Here is a 25,279-nt window from a genome sequence, read left to right as displayed (position 1 = left end):
TACAGCGATGATGGGGTGAAAATCGGCACAACGGGCGCGCGTTCACAGCCCGCATCCGCCTTAAAACTAGAAAGCGCAGGCGACCCAGTGGGTCACCTGCGCTCGTAAAGGACTGCGGTTAGGCCGACTTCTCCGCACGCACCGGCTTGCGAGGCACAATCGTGGGCGCTGCATTTTCCAGCACCGCCGCCCTAGTAACAATGACGCGGCCGACGGTTTCGTCGGAGGGCACATCGAACATGATCGGGCCGAGCACTTCTTCGAGAATCGCACGGAGGCCTCGAGCACCCGTTTGACGCAGCACGGCAAGATCAGCGATCGACTCGAGGGCATCGTGTTCGAACTCAAGCTCAACGCCGTCAATTTCGAACATGCGCTGGTACTGGCGCACGAGAGCATTCTTGGGAGTGGTGAGGATGTCCATGAGGGCGACTTGGTCGAGCTGCGTGACCGTGGTCACAACAGGCAGCCGGCCAATGAACTCAGGGATGAGACCAAACTTGTGGAGGTCTTCTGGCAGAACTTCGCCGAAGAGGTTCACATCGTCGCCCTTGCTGTGCAATGGAGCGCCGAAGCCGATGCCCTTTTTGCCAGCGCGGTTCGAGATGATTTCTTCGAGACCAGAGAATGCGCCAGCCACAATGAAGAGCACGTTGGTGGTATCCACCTGAATGAACTCTTGGTGCGGGTGCTTGCGGCCACCCTGCGGCGGAACAGAAGCGACGGTGCCCTCAAGAATCTTGAGCAGCGCTTGCTGCACACCCTCTCCTGACACATCGCGCGTGATGGAGGGATTCTCTGCCTTGCGAGCGATCTTGTCGATCTCATCGATGTAGATGATGCCCGTCTCCGCGCGCTTCACGTCATAGTCAGCAGCCTGCAGAAGCTTGAGGAGAATGTTCTCGACATCTTCACCGACATAGCCGGCCTCGGTGAGGGCTGTGGCATCCGCTACAGCGAACGGCACGTTGAGGCGCTTGGCCAGAGTTTGAGCGAGATACGTCTTTCCGCAACCGGTAGGACCGATCAGCAGGATGTTCGACTTAGCGATCTCGACGTCATCAATCACGGCATCCGCCGAAGTGATGGTGTTGCGGGCACGAACACGCTTGTAATGGTTATAGACGGCCACCGAAAGCGAGCGCTTAGCTGCCTCCTGGCCGATGACGTATTCCTCTAAGAAGTCGTAGATTTCACGCGGCTTAGGCAGGTCGAACTCGCTCGACGTTTCTTCGCCAGCTTCAGCAAGACGCTCTTCAATGATCTCGTTGCACAGATCTACGCACTCGTCGCAGATATATACGCCCGGACCGGCGATCAATTGCTGTACCTGCTTTTGGCTTTTGCCGCAGAAGGAACACTTGAGCAGGTCCGCGCTTTCCCCAATTCGGGCCATGCCGGTTCCTCTCCTTGAGTAAATACCTTGATAACGAGCCTAACCCGATATTCGTTCAGTCTCCGTCACAATTACCGGCGGCGTTTCGGCGCGTCGAAACAAGCGTCATCTGACCAAGCGAATGTGCCTACGGATACGAACTAGGGTTAACGAGTTCGACCTAGCTAACAGAAGGGGCCCCATGCATACTCGTGCAACGCGCGTGCTCCGCGGCGGCTTAGCTGCGCTGTTTGCTACGTGTGCCGCAGCTCTCTCCCACGTCGTCGCTGGCGGAGCATCTCCGTCGATGTTCGGCATCGGCGTCTCGCTCGTCATCTCCGTCGCCATTTGCACCCTTTTGGCCGGGCGCACGGTCTCGATTGTTCGCCTCAGTGCTGCCATTCTGGTGAGCCAAGCGATGTACCACACACTGTTTAGTTCGATGCTGGCGCCGGAAGGTATCGCGCCGCACAACATGGCAGCCATGACGTTTGACTTCTCCTCGGCGACCCAGACTGCGGACTCGACCATGTCGCTTTCGCATCTTGCGGCGGCAGTGGTCACGATTCTGATGTTCCGCTACGCCGAGGTTGCCTCCTGGGGGCTGTTCGAAACGGCCCGCGTCTTTGTGTCGCGGCTTCTCGCATCCGCGAGCATCGCCGGAACACGCATTCTCGAGTTCCGCGTTGTGCCTGTCGCAGCGCCGGCAACGCCGCTTGTTGCACGAGTTCTCTCCATCACGCGTTATCGGGGCCCACCAGCCACCATGCCTGCGGTTTAGCACTACGCCGCCCAGCATCCCCGATATTTGTCGCATTTTCGCGACCCCTTTTGAGAAAGAAACTAATGAAGAATTTCACTAAAGCTGCACTCGCGCTCTCGGCGGGAGCCGCCCTCGCCATTGCAGCACCACTCGCCGCCATGGCCCACGTCACGATCGATCCCGGTCAGGCAGACCCTGGCGACTACGCCCTCATCACGGTCAAGGTTCCCAACGAATCTGAAACCGAAAAGACCAACCGGGTTGAGCTGTTTTTGCCTACCGACACTCCCTTCACGAGCGTACGTTTCGTGCCGGTAGCCGGCTGGGATGCTCAACTCGTGCGCAACGAACTGCCCGAGCCTGTCATGATCGGCGAAAGCGAGATCACGGAGGCGGTGACCTCGATCGTGTGGACCGCTCAGCCCGGCTCAGAGCTCGGTGATGGCGGACTCTTGCTGCTGCCCGTCTCCCTCGGCCCGGTTCCTGATGTCGGAAGTGTCGTACTCGCAGCAGACCAGAGCTACACCGATGGCAGCGTCGTGAGCTGGAACGGTGTCGAAGAGGATGCAGAGAAGCCGGCGCCGATCCTCTACGTCAACGACGAGGCGGTCGACCACCACGACGCTGCAGCTGACAGCGACACTGGCGACCACGACGCTGACGAAACCGAGGAGCAAATGCACTCCGCCGATTCCGCAAGCAGCGGCGACCCGGTTGCCCGCGGTCTCGGCATCGCCGGCCTCGTCGCTGGCCTCGCCGGTCTCGTAGCAGCCTTCGCCTTCCGCCGCCCCACCGCAAAGTAGTTCACCCTATGCGTCAAGCTATTCGCAGAGGCGCCGCGTTCGGCGCGGCCACGCTAGCAGCACTCACGCTGCTCGTGGCCGCGCCCGCGTACGCGCACAACTACCTCGTCGAGAGCACGCCGCTTGAGGGCGACACCCTCACCGTGCTCCCCGACGAGTTCTCGGTCACCACAAACGACACCCTGCTCGACCTTGCGGGTGACGGCGGCGGGTTCGCGATTCAGATCTTGGATTCGACCGGCGGGTACTACGGTGACGGTTGCTTCACCATCCGCGATGCAACGCTGTCGACCGGCGCGAGCCTGGGTGAAGCAGGCGACTACCGGATGCTCTGGCAACTGGTCTCCGCCGATGGCCACACCGTCTCAGACGAAATCGACTTCACGTGGGAACCGGATGCCGACCAGACGATCTCCGACCCACTGAGCGGGCCTCCAGCCTGTGGCGGCGGAACACTTGAGGAGTCCACTCCCCCGGCAGATGCAACCGACCCAGCGCAGGACGAAGCGGATAGTGACGCTGCTGCCGCAGACGCCGGCACGGTCGTGCTCGTGGGCGGAGCAATCGCCTTGGTCTTAGTTGCGGGAGTAGCGATCTTCTTGATTACTGCGAAGCGCAACAAGGACGAGAAGGACGAGTCTTAGCGGGCCGAGCCAGCCATTATCTGCAGCCGCAACTTTCACGAATGGTGAGGTCCAGCGGAAGAACACGATTGTGGGGCGCTTCTTGAGACCCCGGAGTTGCGTCAAGAAGAACATCCACCCCGAGCGAGGCCGCAGTGTGGAACGGTTGCTGGACGGTCGTGAGGCGGGGCAAGACGATGCTCGATTCCTTGAGCCCATCGAAAGAAATGAGCGCCAGGTCCTCGGGAATGCTGAGCCCCGCTTGCGTCGCCGCGGTCATGATTCCGAACGCTTGCTCATCACTATGGACGAAGATTGCCCGCGGGCGCGTGGGTCGCGCAAAAATATCCCGTGCGAGCGCGAAAGCGCTGTAGCGATCGAATTCGCTCTCGAATACCTCGTGGTCGTCGACCTTCATACCCTTTGCCTTGAGAGCATCGCCCCACCCGGCTAGTCGGTCGCTGACTCCATACAGGTGCGCCGGGCCAGAGAAACACGCAACGGATTCGTACCCGTGGTCGAGTAGGTGAGAGGTGGCGGCGAAACCTCCACCACGGTTGTCGACCAGTATCGCGGTCGCTCCAAGCTCGCTTGCCGGGCGGTCGAAAAACACGAGTGGTGTGTGGTTGCCCTCAAGCACACTAGACGTCTCTTCATGACTTGAACGACGCTCGTCCGTGCTTCCGACGAAGAGAATCCCGCGCACTTGGTGCTCCATAAACGAGCGAAGGTGGCGTGCTTGCCTTTCATCGCTATTCATGGCGTTTCCGAGCAGCAGCGAATGGCCACGGGCAAGTGCGGAGTTCTCCACCTCGATGGCGAGCTCACTGCAGTAGGGGTTGGTGATGTCCGAAGCGATCAGCCCTAATACCGTGCTGGACGCTGAGGCCAAAGCGCGAGCAGTGGCATTAGGGCGGTAACCGAGCCGAGCGACCGCATCGAGCACACGCTGTTTCGTCGGCGCGGCAACATTGCGGGGGCCGTTGTTCATGACGTAACTGACAACGGCAGTAGAGGTGCCCGCTTCGCGAGCAACATCGTCTCTGGTTACCAAGGTGTATTCGATTCCCTATTCATCAGTGCTTTCCCCTGTGCCGTTCGGAGCACGTCGACGGCGCACACGCCGCACAGACGATCATGTCGCAATCCAAGGTGGAAGGCTAAAGAAAAATCACTTTACCCGAAAAATATCTACGCGGGTAGGCAATAAACGTGCGTACAGGAAGAATTCACGCAGATTTCCATGTTTCTCCGACGTTAAATCTGCGTAATCACTGGTCCATTTTCAAAATTAGTGCTTGACCCTGACGAAACGGTCTGTTTGTATAGTCCACAATCTACCCGCGTAGATCGCTAAACAAACCTCACATCGCACGTTCATCCGGCGATTCGAAAGGAACCAAGGCTGTGGCTCTTTCCTCACTCCCCTCGCCTCACCACCACGCACCAACCTGTGCCCCCGTTGTCACGGCTGATGTGCCAGCGTGGGTAGCGAAGGCCCAGTCGCATTCTGATCACCTGCTCTCCTTAGCGGGGCCCGTTGCGCATCGCGCCGACGTCGTCGGTGTGCTCGCCGACGACGAGACCGACTGGACTTTCGGAAACTTCATGTTGACGTGGTTGGACTCAAGCCAAGAAGTTCGCCGCATCTGGCATCTTCCTGATGCAGCATTCTTTCTCCGACTCATCGAGATCGCTTATGCTCCGGTGCTCGACGCGAACCCGTCGTACCGCACGTTGCTGACCGATACCAGTCGCATCCAAATGTCGATCACGAACGACATTCTCCAAATTCAGCTCGACGGGCTAGTGGACGACTACACGATGATCCGGCACCACGCCCTCATGCTCTTCAGCTCTGCGCTCTGGCTCGATGAGCCTCAACGGAGCCAGTGGCTCGCTCTTTACGACGATCTCGTGACGTACGTCGATTCCCGCCCCGAAGGACGACCCCACGTTGACTCGCTCGCAGCGGTCGAGAGCGCAGCATTCGCTGACTTCGTCACGTTGGCCCCTCAAACGCTCACCACTGAAAGCGCCGACGCGCTCCTGAACGACCACGAGGCGCTCGCCCATGTTCTCGACTACCAGCTTTACGCCGGGGTAGCCATCGGACTCCTGTGGCGCGAGTACCGAGCCCTCGATGAAACAGAGCGAGACGAGTGGTACCGCACCCAACTTTCCGAACGTTACCTCGACACCGATTATCTGAAGAATGAATGGATGGCACAGTAATGTCCCACGATCACAGCGCCTCCGCGCCCGCCGAGCAACTTGACCTCGTCATCACGAACGCAAAAATTCGTTCCGACGACGACGCGCTCTACAACATCGGCATCAAGGGCGGCGTCATCGTCGCAATGTCGAGCAACGTGCAAGATTTAGGCCACGCAACAGAAACGACGGATGCCGCGGGTCGGTGGGTGATTCCCGGTGCGATCGATTCCCACGCTCACATCAACCAGCGCGCTGACGAGTACAACCACATTCCCGGCCTTGGACCGGACGACAATTTCTCCGCTGAGTCGCGCGGCGCGCTTGCCGGTGGCTGCACCACTGCGCTCAATTACGTGCAGTTCGGCACCCCGTCGCTGCTCGATTCGTTCCACGACGGGCTGGCCGCGGCGCGTGCTCAGTCTCAGATCAATGTGATGTTCCACGGCTGCCTCATGAATATGGGCCAAGTCTCAGAAATCGAGCAGGCCACCAAAGAAGGCATGCGCACGTTCAAGATCTTCATGCCCTACCGGGGTGAAGAGGCCAAGAATCTGGGCGGAATCGGAAGCCTCAACCACGCGCAAATGCGAGAAGCATTCGCCGCGATCGTAGCCAACGGTGCTCAAGCACTGGTGCACGCCGAAGATGGCGACATCGTCGACGCTGCTATGCAAACGGAAAGCACCGCTGGGCTCGACTCGCTCGCAGGGTGGGAGCGATCGCGCCCCACCATCGCCGAAGGGGATGCCGCCTGGACCGCTCTCTATCTTGCAGAAGAGGCGGGCTGCCAAGTATCGATCGTGCACGTCTCGAGCTTGGAAGCGATCAAAGCCAGAAAGGCATTGGGTTACCCGGGCGCGGCGCTTGAGTCATGTGTTCACTACATGGTGCTCAGCACTGAGTCGGCAATTGGCCCCGAGGGCAAAGTTGCCCCGCCCATCCGCGACCGCAGTCTTTCCGACGCCATTACCGAGGCAGTTCTCGCGGGCGAGATCGATTTCTTCGGATCCGACCACAACGAATGGCCAAGCGCTGCAAAAACTGACTGGGAAACTTCCAAGCCTGGATTGCCCGGTATCGGCCTCATGCTCCCGCTGCTCTTGACGCACCTTGTCGTGGACAACGGCATGAGCATGGAAAGCCTCATCGAACTCACCTCGCGCAATGCCGCCGTGAGATTCGGTCTCGAAGGTAAAGGCAAGGTCGCAATCGGTATGGATGCCGACCTCGTCATCCTCGAGGAAGGTGAGCGAGTCGTACGGATCGAAGATCTTCACTCGCCCATCGATTACTCGCCCTACGCCGGCATGACATTGCGGATGTGGCCGAGCGTGACCGTATGCGGCGGCGTCGTCGTCTTCGCTGACGGCGAGTTCCCACGCGAGGACTTCCGTGGAGAAATGCTGAACGATCGCTTCCGGACAGACCCCGCACTCGCGGTCTGATCCTCATCATCACCAACCAAGAAGGAGCACATTACATGCCACGGTCAATCATCCTCGATGTCGACACAGGAACTGACGACGCGATTGCAATCATGATGGCAGCGCTATCGCCAGAGATCGACCTCGTTGCGTGCACCACCGTGTGGGGCAATCGTCCGGTCGAGAATACGACTGACAACACGCTTCGCGTGCTCGACTACATCAACCGCTCCGACATCCCTGTCTATCGGGGACTCGATGAGCCATTCGGCCCTATCGGCGTACCGCAGCCCAGCCCTTCGGACGATCACAGCGGCGGAAAGATGCACCCGAAGGAACTCGACCTCCCGCCCGCCACCTCGGTTGCTCAAACGCAGGGCGCTGTCGAGTGGTTAGTCGAGACGCTGCGAGCTCGTACTGAACCCATCACGCTGGTGCCAGTCGGTCCACTGACAAACATCGCGGCTGCGATCACCCTCGACCCCTCGATCATCGAGAAGGTCGACGAGATCGTCATCATGGGTGGCGCGCACGCTTTCGGCAACGCAACGCCGTCGGCAGAATCGAACATCTGGCATGACCCCGTAGCTGCTGACGTCGTTTTCAAAGCCGGCTTCAAGCGAATTGTTCTGGTTCCCCTCGACGCGACGCACGACGCACTCGTCACCGGAGCACAGGCATCCGAGCTTCACGCTCTCAGTACCCCCGCTGGTCTGGCGACCGCGATCTGTATCCAACAGCGCATCGTCGCCCACGATGAAAGCCAGCCACAGGCGATTCCCGACAGCGCCCCCATTCACGATGCCGTCTGCATCGCGTATCTGCTCGACCCCGCTGTCCTTCCTCTTAACCACCTTCACGTCGGCATCGAGACAACAGGAGTGCGCACCTTCGGCAGGACTGTTATCGACGTTCGTCACCGAGGCATAGAAGAACCGAACGCCTACGTCGCATTGACGGCGAACGCTGACGTCTTCTATCGACTGCTGAAGGAGTGTGTCTCTATCCAGCGATAACCACTGCTCTTCACGTTTCGAATATTTCGCTCCACCTAAGCAAGGGAAAACAATGAAACGCAACATCGCAACACTGAGCACGGCGGTCGGGACGGTAGCCATTATGGCTCTCGCCGGATGTTCTGCCGGCTCCACCCCCACCATCGCAGGCTGCGAGGACGGCGTAACCGAACTCTCCGTACTCCGCGCAGAAAACAACTCCCCCACTGACGAGCAATTGGATGCCTACACAGCCGCCAACAAATGCGTCATTTTCACCGTGGACGAAGTTCCGTTCGGCAACTTGGCAGCAAAGATCGCGGTGCTCGCACCGTCGTCGAACCCGCCAGACATTGTCGGATTCGACGCTCCAAGCACCGCGTCCTACGCATCGCAGGGCTTCTTGCTTCCCCTTGACGATTACCTGCCCGATGGCTGGTTTGACGACGTGACGTCAGCGACGTTGACGGAGAACTCGTGGGACGGCCAGGTTTACTCGCCCGGCAACGAGCAAGACACTCTCTCCTTGTACTTCAACAAGGAGCTGACTGATGCAGCCGGCATCACACCTCCCACCTCTCTTGACACCGCGTGGACATGGCCAGAGGCGCAAGCCGCAATGCTGACCTGCCAGGTATCGGCAACCGAGGCTGCTGGGTCGACCGTGTACGGTCTCGCACCGTCACGACTCGGAGACGGCACCCCGGGAACGTCGTACCGCGATCAGCTCTTCTTGCGCAGCATGGGAGACCCCACTGCTCCTGAGTCATCATCGGCGTACAAGACGTTCTATGCAATCTCTGACGACGGAACCACTGTCGATGGCTGGCTGAACACGCCTGAAGCTATCGAGGGTGCGACCTTCTACCAGAACTTGTTCGAAGGCCCGGATGCTGTGACGTCGAAGACTGGTCTTCCCAATGCGCTGATCGATGGCAAGGCGTGCTTCGACCTCGAAGTGAGCTCCAACGCTACGACTCTTACTAACGCGGGAGTGGACTTCGGCGTGAGCCCAACGCCGTATCTCGTTACCCCTGTTGTGCACACCGGCGCTGTTACATTCGGCGTCACCGCACGTTCGAACAACGCGGAGGCCGCGGCCACGGCCGTTGTCGCTATGGACACCGGTGACCAGTACCTCGACTGGGTTGAGAACAACCTCCGGATTCCAGTGTTGGTGTCGACGACCGAAGCACTGCCTTCGCTCAGCGAAGCACCGTTGAACATTCCCGTCGAAGAGATCCAGGAGTGGGGCGTACCGCGTCCTCCCGGACCGCACTTCGACGCGTATGACCTCTACGTGACTGCAGCGCTGAAGAACATCGCTTATGGAGCGGATCCGAAGACTGAGCTCGATCAGGCAGTCGCCAAGCTCGACCCGATCCTCTCGAAGTAGAACAGGAAACATCGTCATGCATTCTGGCCCGATCGATTCCACGCCGCTCGCGGTCAGAGACCTGGGCGGAAGCACTTCGCTTCCGCCCAGGCGCAGATCGAAGAGCGCGATGGGGAAGGGCGCACTACCTGCGCTTGCCTTCCTCACCCCGTTCCTTCTGCTTCTGCTGGTCTTTCAATACATTCCGCTGGCAGTCATGGCTCGCAGCAGCGTGCTCGACTACAGCCTTTTCAGCCCCGACAACGCAACCTTCGTCGGTGCGGACAACTTCATCCGGATCTTCACGGATGCAGAGACAATCCAGTCGCTGCTGATCACGTTCGCGTTCATTCTCGGTGTCCTTGTTCTTGTCGTCCCTGCGTCCTTCGCACTGGCGGTTTTTCTCAACGGCAAGCTGCCCGCTCGGGCTCTCGTACGCACCATGATCTTTCTTCCCGTTGTCACCTCGTCGGTTGTCGTCGCGACACTCTGGACGTTCCTGCTCAATGAGACGGGGTTGATCAACTCGGTGCTCGCGACAGTTGGAATTCCGTCCGCAGGTTTTCTCACCGACACCACCCAAGCACTCCCCGCCATCATCGTGATGACCGTCTGGCAACAAGTGGGCCTGGCAACCGTTCTCTTTCTCGGTGGACTGCAAGCAGTTCCCGCCGAGCTCAGCGAGGCAGCACATATGGATGGAGCCGGGCCCCTCCGTCGCACGCTCAGCATCACTCTTCCGCTGCTCTCCCGCACGACCCTGTTCATTGTCGTAGTGATGACTGTCTTCGCACTCCAAGCATTTGCGCCGGCGTACATCATGACGGGTGGCGCCCCTCAGGGCACGACGAACCTCATCATTTATCACATCTACAAGACGGCGTTCATTCTTCAGCAGCCGGGCTACGCCTCCGCAATGGCGCTCGTCGTGCTTGCTTTCGCCATCATCATCAGCTTGATCCAGATGCGGTTACTTCGCACTCGTTGGAACTATTAGGAGGACGCCATGACTACTCAACGCATAGCGGAACCACATCAGCTTCGCCGACTCCCCATGACTATCGCTCGCTTCGGCGTCTCGTTTGTGGTGATTGCCATCATCGTGGGCGCATTCCTCCTGCCCTACCTCTGGATGGTGTCGTCTGCATTCAAAAATCAGACCGCGATCTTCGATGATCTTAACCCGCTCTCGTGGAAGGTATTTCTTCCCGTCGGCGGAACGATCGACAACTTTGTGGCGCTTTTCGAAAAAGGAATCGGTCTCGCTCTCGTCAATTCGCTCATCGTCGCGTTCATCCAAGTGGGCGGCACCCTGGTGGTCTGCACCCTCGCTGCCTATGCGTTGACGAGAATTTCGTTCAAGGGCCGCGGCGTGGTCTTCGCGGTGATCCTCGCAACATTCATGCTTCCAGCAGAAGCGCTTGTCGTGCCGATGTATGGGGTAATTGCTGGCCTCAACCTGCAAGACACGCTCCTCGCGGTCGCGCTTCCCTGGGTCTCGAGCGTTTTCGGGCTCTTCCTTCTGAAGCAAGCCTTCGAAGAGATCCCGATGGAGTTGGATGAGGCGGCACGACTCGATGGCGCAGGACACTTCCGGGTGTTCTGGTCGATCATCCTTCCCAACGTGCGCACATCGTTGGCAACTCTGTGCCTCGTGACCTTCTTGTTCTCGTGGAACGCATTCCTCTGGCCGTTGACGGTCGTGCAAAGTTCTCAGAACCAGGTCATTCAGGTCGCCATTGCCCAGTCGGTATCTGCGGGTGAGCTGCCCAACTGGGGCTTGACGTTCGCGGGCGCCGCTGTGGCCACAGTGCCACTGATCCTCCTCTTCCTCTTCGCTCAGCGCTTCTTCGTGCAGGGCCTCGCTTCTTCCGGACTCAAGTAAGGACATCGCATGAACTCCCCCCAACGTTCCACCTACGTCGCCAATTGCTCGCTGCTGTTCCAAGAGTTGCCCCTCCTCCAGCGGCCGGCCGCCGCCTATAACGCTGGTTTCGATTCGATCGAATATTGGTGGCCGTTCGATTCTGCTTCGCCCACTGATAGCGACGTCGACAAGTTTGTCGGGGCTATTGACGATTCCGGAGCGAAGCTTGTCGGACTCAACTACTTTGCTGGTGACCTTTTCGGGCCCGATTGCGGTGTCCTCTCTCTTCCCGACCGCCAAGCAGAATTTCGCGACAGCGTGGAAATCGCAACGGCCATCGGTTCGCGCCTCAACGTGGGAGCGTTCAACGCGCTCTATGGAAACCGAGTCGAGACCTCGACTCCGGAAGCACAGGATGAGCTCGCCATCCAGAGCCTCGGCTTTGCCGCCGACGCTGCCGCCACCATCGGGGCGACAGTGCTCATCGAAGCCGTGAGCGGCCCCAAGCCTTATCCGCTGCGCACCGCGGCGGACGCTATCGCGGTGGTAGATCGCGTCCGGGCATCCGGACACTCGAACGTTGCTTTTTTGCTCGATATTTTCCACTTAGCCGCGAACGGGGATGATGTTTCAGCCGCTATCAAGAGTCACGCCTCATCCGTTGCGCATGTACAAATCGCGGACTTCCCTGGCCGAGGAGAACCCGGCTCCGGAACGCTCGATCTAGACCGCTATCTCAGCGAATTGACCGAGCAGGGCTATACCGGGGCGGTCGCGCTCGAGTACAAGCCGTCCACTGGCGACACTCAAGCCAGCATCGCCAATCTCAATGATTTCCCATCGATCACAGTTTCAGTAACGAGAGGTTCTTCACTATGACAAAAATTGCATTCATCGGTCTCGGCATCATGGGCGCGCCTATGGCGGCCAACTTGGTTGCCGCTGGCCACGACGTCACAGGGTTTAACCGCAGCCGTGCCGCCGTCGACACGTTCATTGCGCAGGGCGGGTCAGGCGCACAGAGCGTCGAAGAAGCGATCGCCGGCGCCGAAATTGTGGTGACGATGCTGCCGGACTCCCCCGATGTCGAGTCTGTATTGAGCGGCGAAAGCGGCGTGTTCGCACGTGTGCCGCAGGGCACCCTCGTCATCGACTTTTCGACGATTCGACCGGATGTTGCTATCCGGTTGGCCGAAGAAGCAGCGAGCTCAGGGATTCATATGCTCGATGCGCCGGTCTCGGGTGGTGAGGCGGGAGCTGTGGAGGGTGCACTATCCGTCATGGTCGGAGGATCAGCCGAGGCTTTCGCTCAGGCTTCCACCGTCTTCGACGCTGTTGGATCAACGATCGTTCACGTGGGCCCGTCAGGTTCTGGTCAGACGGTAAAGGCTGCAAATCAGCTCATCGTGGCCGGCACGATGGAACTCGTCGCCGAAGCTCTCGTCTTCCTCGAAGCCCACGGAGTAGACATGGAGTCCGCAGTGAAGGTGCTTTCGGGAGGTCTTGCCGGCAGCACAGTTCTCTCGCGGAAAGCTCCGAACATGCTCTCGCGAAACTTCGCACCGGGCTTCCGTGTGACCTTGCACGACAAAGACTTGGGAATCGTTACGGCTGCGGCACGGGAGGCGGGGGTCGCTATTCCTCTCGGAGCCGTGGTGGCGCAGCTCATGGGTTCGCTCAAAGCCCGCGGCGACGGCGACCTCGATCATTCGGCATTGTTCACCCTCGTCAGTGAACTCTCCGGTCGCAGTGACGATCAGACCGAGGGATAAGTCGTGAGCCTGCCGTCACGGTCTGCCACGACCACACGCATGAACCGCCCCTGGGGCGTTCTCGGTGCCATCGTTGCGCTCCACGTCGTCGGGTTCGGCGCGCTCGTTCTCGCGAGCGCGCCGTCAGCAGCGGACTCCTCGGGCGCAGCGAGCGGGTTGGCCGTCGCTCTCGGAATCGGGCTCACCGCCTACGCGTTGGGAGTTCGTCACGCTTTTGATGCCGATCACATCGCCGCCATCGACAACACGACCCGACGACTCGCGACGTCGCCCCGCGAAGCGCGCGGCACCGTCGGTTTTTGGTTCGCGCTGGGGCATTCGACGATCGTCACGGTCCTGTGCGTGCTTCTTATGGCATTCGGGCAGGCACTGGAAACCGCCATGGCAGCTGACGGCTCAGCGGTTCAGTTCACCACGACTGTCTACGGCCCCACGATCTCAGGAGTCTTCCTGCTCGTCATCGCCGCTGCCAACATTATTGCGCTCACCCGTTCCCATAGTCACGGAGTTCGTGGCCCCGTCACTTGGCTACTCGGACGTTTCGATAAGGCTGTGGATCGACCAAGTCGAATGTACGTAGTCGGTCTGTTGTTCGGACTCGGCCTCGATACCGCCACAGAGATCTGGCTTCTCGTCCTGTTGGGCGCAGCCGCTCTCTCGTCTACTTCGCTGTGGGCTGTGCTCGCGCTTCCCATTCTGTTCGCAGCAGGAATGACCGCGATGGATACCCTTCAAGGCCTCATGGCGAGCCGCGTTTACCGACCAGGCTCGCGCTCCTCACGCGTCCAACGAGCCTTCAGCGTCGGAATGACTGTCGTTGCTGTCACCGTCGCGGTTGTTGTCGGTGTCGTGCAGCTCGCTTCGGCGGTTACTGCATCCGGAGGAACTGCGGGTGTACTGAATTGGATCTCGGGTGCCGAAGTGTCATCTCTTGGCTTCGTACTAGCGGGGCTCATCCTTGTTGGCTGGCTTGTTGTGCTGGCAATCGGACGATCACACAGCGATCGCACCTCTGCATTCGTTACTCCTCAGCCGATGATGAAAGAAGGCGTCTGATGCATCTCACTCCTGCCGATACCGAGAAACTATTGCTCAGCGTTGCGGCGATGGTCGCTCGGGAGCGACTCGACCGCGGGGTCATCCTTAATTACCCCGAGAGCATCGCCTTGCTCAGCAGCTGGGTGATCGAACGCGCCCGTGACGGCGCACTCGTCGCCGACCTCATGGACGAAGGCCGGGAGGTGCTCACGCGCGCACAAGTGATGCCCGGTGTCGCCGACATGATCCGCGACGTTCAAGTCGAAGCAACCTTTCCCGACGGTCGCAAGCTCGTCACCTTGCATCATCCCATCCAGTAAAAGGGAGATAGATCATGGCTAGTGCACGCTCCGAAGGGCCGGGCGCCTTCAGAATTCGACCGGGAATCATCGAACTGAATGCCGACCGCACGGAGGCTGAGCGTATTCGCGTTGTCTTCCTCAACTCTGGAGATCGGCCTATCCAGATCGGGTCTCATCTTCACCTGCCGGACGCGAACGCCGCCCTCACCTTCGACCGCGAAGCGGCCCACGGTTTCCGGCTCGATATCCCGTCGGGAACATCGCAACGATTCGAACCAGGCGCCTCTCGAGAACTCGACGCGGTCGCAATTCAGGGAGCGAGGCGCATTCCCGGCCTCCAACTTTCGCATGCAGGCAAGGAGCAACTCGATGGTATTCATTGACCGACAACGCTACGCAGCAATCTATGGTCCTACTGCGGGCGACCAGATACGCCTCGGCGACACCGACCTCTGGATCGAAATCGAGCGCGATCTCACCGTTGGTGGAGAAGAAGCCGTATTCGGTGGCGGCAAATCGATTCGAGAGTCTATGGCTCAAGGCGTGCGCACTCGCGCCGAAGGCGCGCTAGACACCGTCATTACGAATGCCATCGTGCTTGACTGGTGGGGCATTCAGCGGGCGGATGTCGGCATCAGAGATGGACGAATCGTCGCGTTAGGCCGTGCAGGAAACCCTGACATCGCCGACGGCGTGCATCCTCTGCTCGTGATCGGCCCTTCGACTGACGTGATCTCGGGAGAGGGTCGCATCCTCACCGCCGGCGGTATTGATTCTCACGTTCACCTCATCTCCCCTTCTCAAATTCATGAAGCGCTCGCCACAGGAATCACTACCGTGGTCGGTGGCGGCACCGGGCCTTCCGAGGGATCAAAGGCCACCACTGTCACCCCCGGCGCGTGGCATCTGGAAACCATGCACCGCGCCATGGATCGCCTGCCGGTGAATCTGCTCCTGCTGGGCAAGGGAAACACCGTCTCGCCAGAGGCGCTCAAGGAACAGGCGTTAGCCGGTGCTGGTGGTTTCAAGATTCATGAGGATTGGGGCGCGACACCTGCAGCGATCAATGCGGCTCTTGAGGCAGCCGACACCTTCGGTCTACAGGTCGCTTTGCACTCCGATTCGCTCAACGAAGCCGGCTACGTGCAGTCCACGATCGATGCGATCGGTGGACGCGGCATCCACGCATTTCATGTTGAAGGTGCTGGCGGCGGTCACGCGCCCGATATTTTGTCGATCGCGTCTCTGCCCAATGTCATCCCGGGATCAACGAACCCGACGCTCCCCCACACCATAAATACTGTTGCGGAACACCTCGACATGCTGATGGTGTGCCATCACTTGAATGCGTCGGTGCCGGAGGATCTCGCTTTCGCTGAGTCCAGAATTCGCGCAACAACGATCGCGGCGGAGGACATCCTCCACGACATCGGAGCTCTGTCGATCACGTCGTCAGACTCTCAGGCGATGGGCCGAATTGGCGAAGTTATTTCCCGTACGTGGCAGGTTGCACACGTCATGAAAGCACGGCGCGGGTCGCTCGGCGCCGCGCACCCCGCCGACAACGAACGCGCACGGCGCTACATCGCTAAATACACAATCAACCCCGCCATCGGTCACGGAATCGATAAAGAAGTAGGGAGCATCGAGCCAGGCAAGTTGGCTGACTTGGTGCTGTGGGATCCGCGATACTTCGGCATTAGGCCAGAAGTTGTCATCAAGGGAGGCGGCTTGGCGTGGGGCGCTCTCGGCGATCCCAACGCCTCAATCCCTACCCCGCAGCCGGTGCTCATGCGACCGTCATTCGCGGATGCCATTGGCGACCGACTTTCACTCTCGTTCGTCGCGCAGGCCGCAATTGATGACGGCTTTGAGGAACGGATGGGACTTGGGCGCACCGTCGTCGCCGTGCAGTCCACTCGGGAAGTGACCAAGCATGACCTGAAGAACAATGACACGCTACCGAAGATCGATATTCGTCCGGATACCTTCGCGATCTCGATCGATGACGAACTTGTCGCGCCCGCTCCCGTCGATACCCTGCCCCTCGCTCAGCTCTACACGATGTTCTAATGGTCGACTCGGGGACGCTCGCGATGCTCCTCGCTGATGCGCGCCTGCCCACCGGCGGACACACTCACTCGGCGGGAATGGAACCTGCTTTGCTTGGTGTGCTCAAGCGAGACGACATCCCCTCGTTCCTTGCCGGCAAAACACGCTCGACAACACTCGTCGAAGCCGGAACGGCGATAGTGGCACGGCATCATTTCATCAGCGAAGCCGCGCCGTCGGGGATAGACGCTCTAATCGCGGCCTGGGCGGCGAGAACCCCTAGCCCGGCATTGCGCGACGCTTCCCGACTCCTCGGTCGCGGCTACACAAGGATCGGCCGCACCGTGTGGCCGAGCAGCGCATCAATTGCATTCTGCGCTCAGCTGCGACAGCCACCCCGGGCCGTCGTGCTCGGAGCGATCGCGGCAACCGCCCTGATGAAGCCAGCCGACCTGGTTCGTCTTGTCGTCTACGAAGAGGTTCAGAATGCAGCATCCGCCGTACTCAAGCTCGACCCGATCGACCCCGCCACAGTGGTTACCTGGGTGCTCAATGCCTGCGAAGTAGCCGAACCGTTTGTCCATCAGCTCTCACTTATCACTACGCCTGAGGCGATCCCCGCCTTGGGCGCTCCGCAAGCCGAGGGGTGGGCTGAGGCTCACTCCGTTATGAAGAAGAGGTTGTTCCGTGCCTGAAAAAAACGCGCCCTCCCGCGCACTACGTCTGGGAATAGCCGGTCCAGTGGGAACCGGAAAGTCGTCGCTCATCGCACTTCTGTGTCGTTCCCTTGGTGAGGAACTGAGACTGGGTGTCATTACCAACGACATCTATACGGATGAGGATGCGCGATTCCTGCGGTCTGCTGGAGTACTGGATCCCGAAAGAATCCGTGCTGTGGAGACAGGAGCGTGCCCGCACACAGCGATCCGCGATGACGTGACGGCGAACCTGCTGGCTGCCGAAGATCTTGAAGCCGACTTCGCTCCCCTCGACATTGTCATCATCGAGTCCGGCGGCGACAACTTGACGGCGACGTTCTCTCCCGCCCTCGTAGACGCGCAAATTTTCGTGCTTGATGTCGCCGGCGGCGGCGATGTAGCCCGCAAGGGTGGCCCGGGCATTTCCCGCGCCGATCTGCTCGTCGTGAACAAGACAGATCTTGCGCCTTACGTCGGCGTTGATGTCGCGACGATGGTCTCTGACGCAACTCACGCGCGCGAAGGTCGGCCCGTTATCGCCCTGTCGCGAACGGATGACAACTCGATTGCCCTATTACGGCTGTGGGTGCTTGAGATGCTCGCCGCCTATCGCTCCGGAACCCACAGCCCCCAAGACCCCGGTCCGATGGCGCCGCACAGTCACCTCGATGAGGGCGGCCAAGCTGTGGTTCACACCCACAGTCCCAGTTCAGACCACGGCCATGACCATGACCATCCCGTGAGAGCTTAAGGCCTTCGCGTGCAGTCTGATGCGGCTTCGCGAGTCACGCGAGTCTCGGTAAACGCGAACGAGTCAGGAAACGCGCGCGTGGATTTAAGGGCAGGGATACTCATACCGCGACTCATCTCCTGCACGGATCAGTCAGCGGATGTCGCTCTGGTCGCCGGGGGCGCGCTCCTGCTCGGCGGCGACACCGTTGCGATCGAAATTACGGTCGGCGCGGGTTGCCTCCTCACCCTCGAAGACATTGGCGGAATGGTTGCGTACGACGGTGAGGGGCAGTCTGCGACCATGACGATTCAGGTCCGGCTGCAGGCTGGAGCCCAATTGTCTTGGGCAACCCTCCCGTTCATCATCGCCGACGGCGCCTGCGTCGAGCGGGTCCTTGACGTCGAGTTGGATGAAGGCGCTGTAGCGCTCATTCGGGAGACTCTTGTGTTAGGGCGCGAAGGGGAAAAAGGCGGTCGGGTGGTGACCCGAACCTCCGTCTCGGCAAACGCTGTCCCCGTGTTGATTGAGCAGCAAGATTTCGATGGAAGCGCACCCGTCTGGGGTCACCTTGGTGCCGAGCGTGTCATGGATACTGTGTTGCTTGCTGGCGTGCGGGCACCCGCGTCGTACATCGATCTCAATGCAGTCGTGCTCGATTTCGAGGAGCCGGGAGGTCTTGCGCGGTGGCTTGGACGAGAAACCCACCTCTCGCCGCTCGATACCGTGTGGCGAGATTGGGCCTTGGCGTAACGCAGTTAACGCACTGAGGCCGCCACCCGCAATGGGTAACGGCCTCAGTAACGTTGAGAACGTAGAACTAGCTCGTGATCGCCGGAAGCGTCTTGCGGCTCGTGAGTACCTGGTCGATGAGACCGTACTCCATTGCCTCAGCTGCGCTCAGGATCTTGTCGCGCTCGATGTCCTTGTTGATCTGCTCAGGGGTGCGGTTCGAGTGGAACGACAGGGTCTCTTCGAGCCATCCGCGCATGCGCAGAATCTCGCGAGCCTGAATCTCGATGTCCGAAGCCTGGCTTGAGCCTTCAGAACCACCACTGGGCTGGTGGATGAGGATGCGAGCGTTGGGCAGAGCCAAACGCTTTCCCTTGGTTCCACCGGCAGTGATCACGGCAGCCGCTGACGCAGCTTGGCCGAGAACAACGGTCTGAATCTGCGGACGAATGTACTGCATCGTGTCGTAGATCGCCGTCATCGCGGTGAACGAGCCACCGGGTGAGTTGATGTACATGACGATGTCGCGGTCAGGGTCCTGGCTCTCGAGAACGAGAAGCTGAGCCATAACGTCGTCAGCGGAAGCGTCGTCGATCTGCACACCTAAGAAGATGATGCGGTCTTCGAACAGCTTCGCGTATGGGTCTTGACGCTTGTAGCCATAGGCCGTGCGCTCTTCGAACGTCGGCAAGATGTAACGAGCGTCAGCATCCGGACGACCAATGCCGGCGGGAGCCTGTGCTCCGAGGTTAAAGTTCTCCATAATTAGTCCTTCTTGCCGGTTGCGTTGTCTTCAGTTCCGCCGCCGCCAACTACGTCGGAGGCGAATTCGCGGAGGTGATCGACGAAGCCATATTCGAGGGCTTCTTTGGCCGTGAACCAGTTGTCACGGTCGTTGTCGATGAGAACCTGCTCGACGCTCTTGCCTGTTTGCTCGGCGGTGAGCTCGGCCATGCGCTTCTTCATATCGAGGATGACGCCAGCCTGAGTCTGGATGTCTGCAGCGGTTCCACCGAATCCACCCGACGGCTGGTGCAGGAGCACGCGCGCGTTGGGGGTGATGTAGCGCTTGCCCTTGGTGCCCGAGGAGAGCAGGAACTGCCCCATCGAGGCGGCAAGGCCAATGCCGACGGTGACGATGTCGTTCGGCACGAACTTCATCGTGTCGTAGATCGCCATTCCCGCGGTGATGGATCCACCGGGTGAGTTGATGTAAAGGTAGATGTCGCGCTTGGGATCCTCTGCGGCGAGCAGCAAGATCTTTGCGCAGATCTCGTTCGCGTTTGCATCGCGCACCTCTGAGCCGAGCCAGATGATGCGGTCCTTGAGGAGTTGGTCGAAGATGCTCGAGACCAATGCCGGTTGGGCCATTGTTGCGCTCCATTTCAGTTATCGCGTGATACGAATCTATCCGAGTACGCGCCGCTATTCTGGCGTGTTCGCCCTAGGCAAAGTACCGCGTCGCCGGAGGCTGCTTGTAGGCTCGCCAAATGCAGCAGACTTGGCGCGATCGAATCGCAGATATTTGGGCCCACGCCGCCACTATGGCCGAGGGAGATGTTGTCGCAGCAATTGATGAGCTCGTTGCTGAACGTGCCCTTGACGACGCTGAGGCGTTGTTCGAGGCAGCGGGCGCCCGCGACTATGCCGGGCGTGAGACTGAGGCAGAGCCGCTGTACCGCAGTGCTCTTAACAATGGGTTGGATGCCGCCCTGCGGCCACGCGCGGTCATCCAGTTGGCGAGTACGCTGCGGAATCTCAATCGCGTCGATGAGTCGATTGCTTTGCTCGAGCAGCAGTTGCACGAGCATCCCGATGATGAGTGGACGGGGCCAACCGCCGCATTTCTCGCCCTTGCCCTCACCACTCGCGGCGATCCCACCCTGGGGGCTTCGGTTGCACTGATGGCATTGGCGAACTATTTGCCGATCTATCAGCGTTCGGTGCGCGGCTACGCAGCGGAGCTGGTGGCCGAGTAACGTCACTCAGCGCTTGCCACGGCAGCACTACGGCGCCCCACTCCCCTCAGTCGCCTCAGCGTCGGCAGGCTCCCTGCGACCATTAGCATTGCCGAATGCAGCAAATGATTCTCGACGTTGATACCGGCATTGATGACGCGCTCGCGCTCCTGTTGGCGGTGCGGCATCCGGGAGTCAATCTGCGGGCTGTCACGTGCGTCGCCGGCAATGCGAGCCTCGAACAGGTGGTGCGCAACACTCTGACGGTCTTGGATGCTGCGGGCGCGGGAGATATTCCGGTTGCGGCAGGCGCTCACCGTCCGCTGCTCTCGGAGGCTCATTCAGCGGCTCACGTGCACGGCGCTGACGGTCTTGGCGACCTCGGTTTGCCCGAGTCGCCGCGCACTGTCGTGCCACTGCACGCGGTTGAACTGCTGCGTCGAGAAATATTGGCGAGCCCGACCCCGGTAACGCTCGTGCCGCTTGCGCCGATGACCAACATTGCGCTTCTCGTGCGCCTGTACCCAGAAGTGTTAGACAACGTGGAGCGGATCGTCTTCATGGGAGGTTCAGCCTCTGTCGGTAATGCCACTGCGGTTGCCGAATTCAATACGTGGCACGATCCCGAGGCAGCCGAAATCGTGTTGACCTCTGGTGCCCCCATCACCATGTATGGCTTGGATGTGTTCTATGCCGTGACGATCCCGCCTGAGGACATCGTTCGGCTCGCCGCCAGTTCCGAACCCGGAACGCAGCTCGCTGGGCGCCTGCTGCAGCATCTGGTCACGGTAAAAGGCAGTGAGGTGCGCGTCGCCGGTGATGGACACGGCGATATTGGCGATGCGGGCGCGGTGTGCGCCGCGATCGACCCGGAGGGACTCAGCACCGCACATCTGCCGGTGCGAGTGAGCCTGGCTGATCCTCTCACTCGCGGACAAACGGTCGTGGATCATCGCACGGCCGGCCACGACCAGGCCGGAGCCGGAGATCCCCTTTTCCGCCGAATTGATGTGGCGCTCGGGATCGATAGCGCACGTTACGCGAAGCTCTTCCTCGACACCATCACACGGTAGTTCAAGCGAAACAGCCCGTTAACGACCTCACGGCCAACTAGATAACTAGTTGGCCGTGAGGGTTAAGCGAAGTGTTTTAGGACTCGTCGTCTGCTGCTTCTACTGAAGCAACCTCGGGAGCTTCCTCAACGGGCTCGGCGTTTGCTACGGCGGTGAATGCCGAAACGTCTACCGACTTGCCCTTGGTGTCAACGACCTTGGCCTTGCTGAGCACGACTGCGAGAGCCTTGCTGCGAGCGACCTCAGCAACCATGGCCGGGATCTGGCCGTTCTTGTCCAGGATCTGGATGAACTCGCCGGGCTCCATGCCGTACTGCTGTGCGCCCTGCACGAGGTACGAGGTGAGCTCTTCTTGGCTGACCTTGATCTCTTCGGACTCAACGATGGAGTCGAGCAGAATCTGCGAACGGAAGGTCTTCTCGCTAGCGATAACGACCTCGGCGCGGTGCTCGTCGTCTTCGAGGCGGTTCTCGTTCTCGAGGTGACGGTGAACTTCGTCTTCAACGAGCTTCTCGGGAACGGGGATCTCAACGCTCTTGAGCAGCTCGTCAACGATCTGGTCACGAGCTTCTGCACCCTGGCCGAACGACTTGGAGCGCTTGATCTGCTCCTTGAGGTCTGCCTTGAGTTCCTTGATGGTGTCGAACTCGCTAGCCATCTGAGCGAAGTCGTCGTCTGCTTCGGGAAGCTCGCGCTCCTTGACGGTGAGAAGCGACACGCTGATTACAGCGGTTTCACCCTCGTGGTCGCCACCGAGCAGTACGGACTCGAAGGTGGTCGATTCGCCGGCGCTGAGCGAGTCAAGTGCCTCGTCGATGCCTTCGATCAGTTCACCCGAGCCGAGCTCGTAGGAAATGCTGGTTGCGGAGTCAACCTCGGTCTCGCCAATCTTGGCGACGAGGTCGAGCTGAGCGAAGTCGCCCTTCGTGGCGGGGCGTTCGACGGTGACGAGCGTGCCGAAGCGGGCACGCAAGGTGTCGAGCTCGTCCTTGACGTCGTCTGCCGAAACCTTGACTTCTTCAACCGTGAGGGTGAGCTCGTCGTAGGCGGGCATGTCGAACTCGGGGCGAACGTCTACCTCAATAGCGAGAACGAGGTCTCCGCTGAAGTCTTTGACCTCGGGCCACGTGACAATGTCTGCCTCGGGGCGACCGAGAACGCGAATCTCTTCTTCGGTAACTGCCTGGCGGTAGAAACCGTCAAGTCCGTCGCTGACCGCGTGGTTCAGGATCTCTTCGCGGCCGACACGCTGGTCTACCAGCTGCGGCGGAACCTTTCCCTTGCGGAAGCCGGGGATGTTGATCTGCGAGGCGATGTGGCCATACGCGTGATCGATGCTCGGCTTGAGTTCTTCGGGGGTGACCGAGATGTTGAGCTTGACGCGGGTCGGGCTCAGTTTCTCAACGGTTGTCTTCACGTCGTGGATCTCCTGTAATTCGATGGTGTATTTCGTCGGGGCGACAGGATTCGAACCTGCGACCTCTCGGTCCCAAACCGAGCGCTCTACCAAGCTGAGCTACGCCCCGGGGCGCCGTGCTGTCTTACGGTCATGGCATCACGTAGAAATGCCGGTACAAATTTGACCTCGGCAAGTCTAGCCTGAGCGCGCACCGAATGTTGACGAGATACCAAGATCAATGTTTTTCGGGCCGCGCTTGCAGCATTTACGGGGCCAGAACCCAGCAAATATGGGGCAGATTACGCGGGCAGCGATCTCGACTTCGCACTTTGCTAGGTTTCGGGTACAGTATTCCTCGGTGCACAGCATGATCGGGTGCCAAGTGGGGATGTAGCTTAATGGTAAAGCCTCAGTCTTCCAAACTGATGACCGGAGTTCGATTCTCCGTATCCCCTCCACTACAGAACGAAGGCCACCTCGGTTGAGGTGGCCTTCGTTCGTTAACTGACGCACAGCATCCGGCTGCGCCATCCATGGCTGGATGCGTAGCGTGTTGGTCTTAGCTCGTCACACCGTCGAGCCACCGCACACGATTGCTCGTTCAACGATCCTGCGGGCGTGCGCTGCTTCAGGAATCGGTAAGAGTGGGTAATCGTGGATCATGCCCTCGCCAACGTGGAAGTCGAGGGCGATGCCTTCGTGCTGTGCGCGCTCACGAAGGCGCAGCGCATCCGCGTGCACAAGATCGCGTGTGCCCGTGAAAAGGGTGATCGGCCCCAGTCCGCTGAGATCGCCATGGATGGGACTGACCCGCCAATCGCTTTCGTCGAGCTCGGCGCGATAGAGAGCCCCAGCCGCATGGGTGCCGGGAACAGCAAGCCACGGGTCGTGCGGTGCAATCTCTGCGAGCATCGGATCCGTGCCGCTGATGTCGAGCCAGGGTGCGATGAGCACTATCGCGTGAAGCGGCGGAAGCTTGCGATCGCGCAGCTCCATTGACACCGCCATCGTCATCCCGCCGCCCGAGGAATCCCCCATGATGCTGACGTTCTCGGCACCGACGTCTTGGACAATCGACTGAACGATCGTTGCTGCGCGGTCGACTACGACCGCAGCGCGCCCCTCCGGTGCCAGCGGCATGATCGGAACCGTAAAGGTGGTTCCCGTTGCTCGAACTAGGCGGGCGATGAACTTCCAGTGCAGCGGATTGATCTGGAACACGTACGACCCACCGTGAAGGTAGACAACATGACCAGCGTTCGATGGCGTCTTCGGCGCAATCGTAAACACGGGCCAGCCGCCAACATCGTGAGACGAAACATTTACGTGCCGGGAGATTGATGCCGGTGGATCAAACGAAACTGGATGCTTTCGAAGCTCAGCGATCCGCGCGAGAGTGCGCTCTGGATCGCTAAACATGCGTTTTGACCCTCGCAGGGTCAACGCAAGTGGAGCGAGCCGGCTAAGAAGGCTCGCCATTGTGCGCTAGCTGTCGACGCGCTTCATGACGTGAATGGGAATGAAGACGCCCGCCGTGGAAACAAGCAAGCCGCCGATGAATACGACCGACTCAAGGCCCTCCACGTAGAAAGCTTCGCCCATCATGTAGATGCCGCCCACAAAGAGCACGAAGGAGATTACGAAACCGAAGATATTCACGGCTCTATCTTACCCATGCAGACTCGAACTCCGAAGTCACCCTCGCCGCGGAAAGTGACCTCTTGTCAGGGCTCTAGCGTGTCCCCTATACTGGGGATAGCCGTTACCCCCGAACTGATCCTCCGCGGCTGGATCGAACGCCACACCCGTATCGCCCCTCGTGGCAGGGCACCTTTGGACTCCCCCGATGTCTAACACTGCAACCCAACTTCCTCCCTTCGGCTGGTACCCGGACCCCGCAGGCAGCCACATGCTGCGCTGGTGGGACGGCAAGGCGTGGACTAACCGTCTCGAAAAGCCTCGTCCCGAAATCCAGGCTGCGAACGGTTACAACCACAATCAGTCCACACTTTCGCGGCTTATCGCTTCTTAAGCTTTAGTCAGCGATACTCTGGGGCTTCCTCCCGAAAGGAAGTCCCGAGTA

General features: G+C 59.9%; 28 protein-coding genes and 2 tRNA genes. 22 read left to right on the top strand and 8 right to left on the bottom strand.

All coding sequences use genetic code 11. From position 1 onward, the window contains the following. Window positions 1-118: 118 nt before the first annotated feature. Window positions 119-1,396, bottom strand: a complete 1,278-nt coding sequence (gene clpX, locus I6E51_RS06710) for an ATP-dependent Clp protease ATP-binding subunit ClpX (RefSeq protein ID WP_197105910.1) — start codon at window positions 1,394-1,396, stop codon at window positions 119-121. Window positions 1,397-1,577: 181 nt separating this feature from the next. Between clpX and I6E51_RS06705 the strand changes: the two genes are divergently transcribed. The 3 genes from I6E51_RS06705 (at window position 1,578) to I6E51_RS06695 (ending at window position 3,585) form a co-directional block, all read left to right on the top strand. After that, entirely contained in the window at window positions 1,578-2,156 is a 579-nt protein-coding gene (locus I6E51_RS06705) for a hypothetical protein (RefSeq protein ID WP_197109787.1), read from the top strand. A 65-nt stretch (window positions 2,157-2,221) separates the two neighbouring features. Further along, window positions 2,222-2,941, top strand: coding sequence for a YcnI family protein (locus tag I6E51_RS06700; RefSeq protein ID WP_197109786.1), 720 nt, complete (start codon window positions 2,222-2,224; stop codon window positions 2,939-2,941). Window positions 2,942-2,949: 8 nt separating this feature from the next. Then, the gene (locus I6E51_RS06695; protein WP_197109785.1) at window positions 2,950-3,585 is read left to right on the top strand and encodes a copper resistance CopC family protein; all 636 of its coding nucleotides are present in this window, start codon (window positions 2,950-2,952) and stop codon (window positions 3,583-3,585) included. A 16-nt stretch (window positions 3,586-3,601) separates the two neighbouring features. Here I6E51_RS06695 and I6E51_RS06690 read toward each other — a convergent pair whose 3' ends face one another. Continuing rightward, window positions 3,602-4,618 carry a LacI family DNA-binding transcriptional regulator gene (locus I6E51_RS06690; protein WP_197109784.1) on the bottom strand — a complete coding sequence of 339 codons (1,017 nt, stop codon included), beginning with the start codon at window positions 4,616-4,618 and terminating at the stop codon, window positions 3,602-3,604. Between the two features lie 353 nt (window positions 4,619-4,971). Here I6E51_RS06690 and I6E51_RS06685 point away from each other — a divergent pair, with 353 nt between their 5' ends. The 15 genes from I6E51_RS06685 to I6E51_RS06615 all read left to right on the top strand — a co-directional run bounded on the left by I6E51_RS06685 (window position 4,972) and on the right by I6E51_RS06615 (window position 18,787). Further along, the gene (locus I6E51_RS06685) at window positions 4,972-5,799 is read left to right on the top strand and encodes a hypothetical protein (RefSeq protein WP_197109783.1); all 828 of its coding nucleotides are present in this window, start codon (window positions 4,972-4,974) and stop codon (window positions 5,797-5,799) included. Beyond that, on the top strand, window positions 5,784-7,226 hold the full coding sequence (locus I6E51_RS06680; protein ID WP_197109782.1) for a dihydroorotase family protein: 1,443 nt from the start codon (window positions 5,784-5,786) through the stop codon (window positions 7,224-7,226). The genes I6E51_RS06685 and I6E51_RS06680 overlap by 16 nt, the downstream gene beginning before the upstream one ends. Window positions 7,227-7,261: 35 nt before the next feature. Beyond that, window positions 7,262-8,221: a nucleoside hydrolase gene (locus I6E51_RS06675; protein ID WP_197105917.1), complete on the top strand. Its 960-nt coding sequence runs from the start codon at window positions 7,262-7,264 to the stop codon at window positions 8,219-8,221. Between the two features lie 52 nt (window positions 8,222-8,273). Then, window positions 8,274-9,596: an ABC transporter substrate-binding protein gene (locus tag I6E51_RS06670; protein ID WP_197109781.1), complete on the top strand. Its 1,323-nt coding sequence runs from the start codon at window positions 8,274-8,276 to the stop codon at window positions 9,594-9,596. A gap of 109 nt (window positions 9,597-9,705) precedes the next feature. Next, window positions 9,706-10,572 carry a carbohydrate ABC transporter permease gene (locus I6E51_RS06665; RefSeq protein ID WP_197109780.1) on the top strand — a complete coding sequence of 289 codons (867 nt, stop codon included), beginning with the start codon at window positions 9,706-9,708 and terminating at the stop codon, window positions 10,570-10,572. 9 nt (window positions 10,573-10,581) lie between these two features. Continuing rightward, window positions 10,582-11,460, top strand: a complete 879-nt coding sequence (locus I6E51_RS06660; protein WP_197105920.1) for a carbohydrate ABC transporter permease — start codon at window positions 10,582-10,584, stop codon at window positions 11,458-11,460. A 9-nt stretch (window positions 11,461-11,469) separates the two neighbouring features. Continuing rightward, entirely contained in the window at window positions 11,470-12,321 is an 852-nt protein-coding gene (locus tag I6E51_RS06655; protein WP_197105921.1) for a hydroxypyruvate isomerase family protein, read from the top strand. Next, complete coding sequence (locus I6E51_RS06650; protein WP_197105922.1) at window positions 12,318-13,214, top strand: 2-hydroxy-3-oxopropionate reductase; 897 nt, start codon at window positions 12,318-12,320, stop codon at window positions 13,212-13,214. The genes I6E51_RS06655 and I6E51_RS06650 overlap by 4 nt, the downstream gene beginning before the upstream one ends. 39 nt (window positions 13,215-13,253) lie before the next feature. Then, window positions 13,254-14,270, top strand: coding sequence for a HoxN/HupN/NixA family nickel/cobalt transporter (locus I6E51_RS06645; protein ID WP_197218710.1), 1,017 nt, complete (start codon window positions 13,254-13,256; stop codon window positions 14,268-14,270). Beyond that, a complete protein-coding gene (locus I6E51_RS06640) occupies window positions 14,270-14,572 on the top strand; it encodes an urease subunit gamma (RefSeq protein ID WP_197105924.1) in 303 nt (100 codons plus the stop codon). Before I6E51_RS06645 ends, I6E51_RS06640 begins: the two co-directional genes overlap by 1 nt. A gap of 14 nt (window positions 14,573-14,586) precedes the next feature. Beyond that, window positions 14,587-14,937: an urease subunit beta gene (gene ureB, locus I6E51_RS06635; protein WP_197105925.1), complete on the top strand. Its 351-nt coding sequence runs from the start codon at window positions 14,587-14,589 to the stop codon at window positions 14,935-14,937. Then, entirely contained in the window at window positions 14,924-16,627 is a 1,704-nt protein-coding gene (locus tag I6E51_RS06630; protein WP_197109778.1) for an urease subunit alpha, read from the top strand. Before ureB ends, I6E51_RS06630 begins: the two co-directional genes overlap by 14 nt. Further along, window positions 16,627-17,301, top strand: coding sequence for an urease accessory protein UreF (locus tag I6E51_RS06625; RefSeq protein WP_197109777.1), 675 nt, complete (start codon window positions 16,627-16,629; stop codon window positions 17,299-17,301). The genes I6E51_RS06630 and I6E51_RS06625 overlap by 1 nt, the downstream gene beginning before the upstream one ends. Then, window positions 17,294-18,055 (top strand): urease accessory protein UreG, encoded by a 762-nt coding sequence (gene ureG, locus I6E51_RS06620; RefSeq protein WP_197109776.1) that lies wholly within the window; start codon window positions 17,294-17,296, stop codon window positions 18,053-18,055. Before I6E51_RS06625 ends, ureG begins: the two co-directional genes overlap by 8 nt. A gap of 78 nt (window positions 18,056-18,133) precedes the next feature. Beyond that, window positions 18,134-18,787: an urease accessory protein UreD gene (locus I6E51_RS06615; protein WP_197109775.1), complete on the top strand. Its 654-nt coding sequence runs from the start codon at window positions 18,134-18,136 to the stop codon at window positions 18,785-18,787. Window positions 18,788-18,854: 67 nt separating this feature from the next. Here the strand turns inward: I6E51_RS06615 and I6E51_RS06610 are convergent, their stop codons facing one another. Further along, complete coding sequence (locus tag I6E51_RS06610; RefSeq protein WP_100388715.1) at window positions 18,855-19,529, bottom strand: ATP-dependent Clp protease proteolytic subunit; 675 nt, start codon at window positions 19,527-19,529, stop codon at window positions 18,855-18,857. Window positions 19,530-19,531: 2 nt separating this feature from the next. Then, window positions 19,532-20,137: an ATP-dependent Clp protease proteolytic subunit gene (locus I6E51_RS06605; protein WP_197105930.1), complete on the bottom strand. Its 606-nt coding sequence runs from the start codon at window positions 20,135-20,137 to the stop codon at window positions 19,532-19,534. A gap of 119 nt (window positions 20,138-20,256) precedes the next feature. Here I6E51_RS06605 and I6E51_RS06600 point away from each other — a divergent pair, with 119 nt between their 5' ends. After that, window positions 20,257-20,745, top strand: coding sequence for a tetratricopeptide repeat protein (locus I6E51_RS06600; protein ID WP_197109774.1), 489 nt, complete (start codon window positions 20,257-20,259; stop codon window positions 20,743-20,745). 95 nt (window positions 20,746-20,840) lie between these two features. Continuing rightward, window positions 20,841-21,797, top strand: coding sequence for a nucleoside hydrolase (locus tag I6E51_RS06595; protein ID WP_231599677.1), 957 nt, complete (start codon window positions 20,841-20,843; stop codon window positions 21,795-21,797). A gap of 76 nt (window positions 21,798-21,873) precedes the next feature. Here the strand turns inward: I6E51_RS06595 and tig are convergent, their stop codons facing one another. Together tig and I6E51_RS06585 are read right to left on the bottom strand one after the other, a co-directional pair. Further along, window positions 21,874-23,214 (bottom strand): trigger factor, encoded by a 1,341-nt coding sequence (gene tig, locus I6E51_RS06590; RefSeq protein ID WP_197109773.1) that lies wholly within the window; start codon window positions 23,212-23,214, stop codon window positions 21,874-21,876. 35 nt (window positions 23,215-23,249) lie between these two features. Next, window positions 23,250-23,323: transfer RNA gene (locus I6E51_RS06585), tRNA-Pro, on the bottom strand. A 257-nt stretch (window positions 23,324-23,580) separates the two neighbouring features. Between I6E51_RS06585 and I6E51_RS06580 the strand changes: the two genes are divergently transcribed. Continuing rightward, window positions 23,581-23,654 (top strand) — tRNA-Gly (locus tag I6E51_RS06580). 109 nt (window positions 23,655-23,763) lie between these two features. Here I6E51_RS06580 and I6E51_RS06575 read toward each other — a convergent pair. Both I6E51_RS06575 and I6E51_RS06570 read right to left on the bottom strand, forming a co-directional pair. Continuing rightward, on the bottom strand, window positions 23,764-24,615 hold the full coding sequence (locus tag I6E51_RS06575; protein ID WP_231599676.1) for an alpha/beta hydrolase fold domain-containing protein: 852 nt from the start codon (window positions 24,613-24,615) through the stop codon (window positions 23,764-23,766). Between the two features lie 66 nt (window positions 24,616-24,681). After that, window positions 24,682-24,855 carry a hypothetical protein gene (locus I6E51_RS06570; protein ID WP_197105934.1) on the bottom strand — a complete coding sequence of 58 codons (174 nt, stop codon included), beginning with the start codon at window positions 24,853-24,855 and terminating at the stop codon, window positions 24,682-24,684. A gap of 187 nt (window positions 24,856-25,042) precedes the next feature. Here I6E51_RS06570 and I6E51_RS06565 point away from each other — a divergent pair, with 187 nt between their 5' ends. Beyond that, the gene (locus I6E51_RS06565) at window positions 25,043-25,228 is read left to right on the top strand and encodes a DUF2510 domain-containing protein (RefSeq protein ID WP_197105935.1); all 186 of its coding nucleotides are present in this window, start codon (window positions 25,043-25,045) and stop codon (window positions 25,226-25,228) included. Window positions 25,229-25,279: the final 51 nt, after the last annotated feature.

This window comes from Salinibacterium sp. NSLL17 (genome assembly GCF_015864935.1).
In the GTDB taxonomy this organism is placed as follows: Bacteria; Actinomycetota; Actinomycetes; order Actinomycetales; family Microbacteriaceae; genus Rhodoglobus.
Note: the sequence above shows the minus strand (reverse complement) of the source record. Positions and strands in the feature narration are given on the sequence as shown.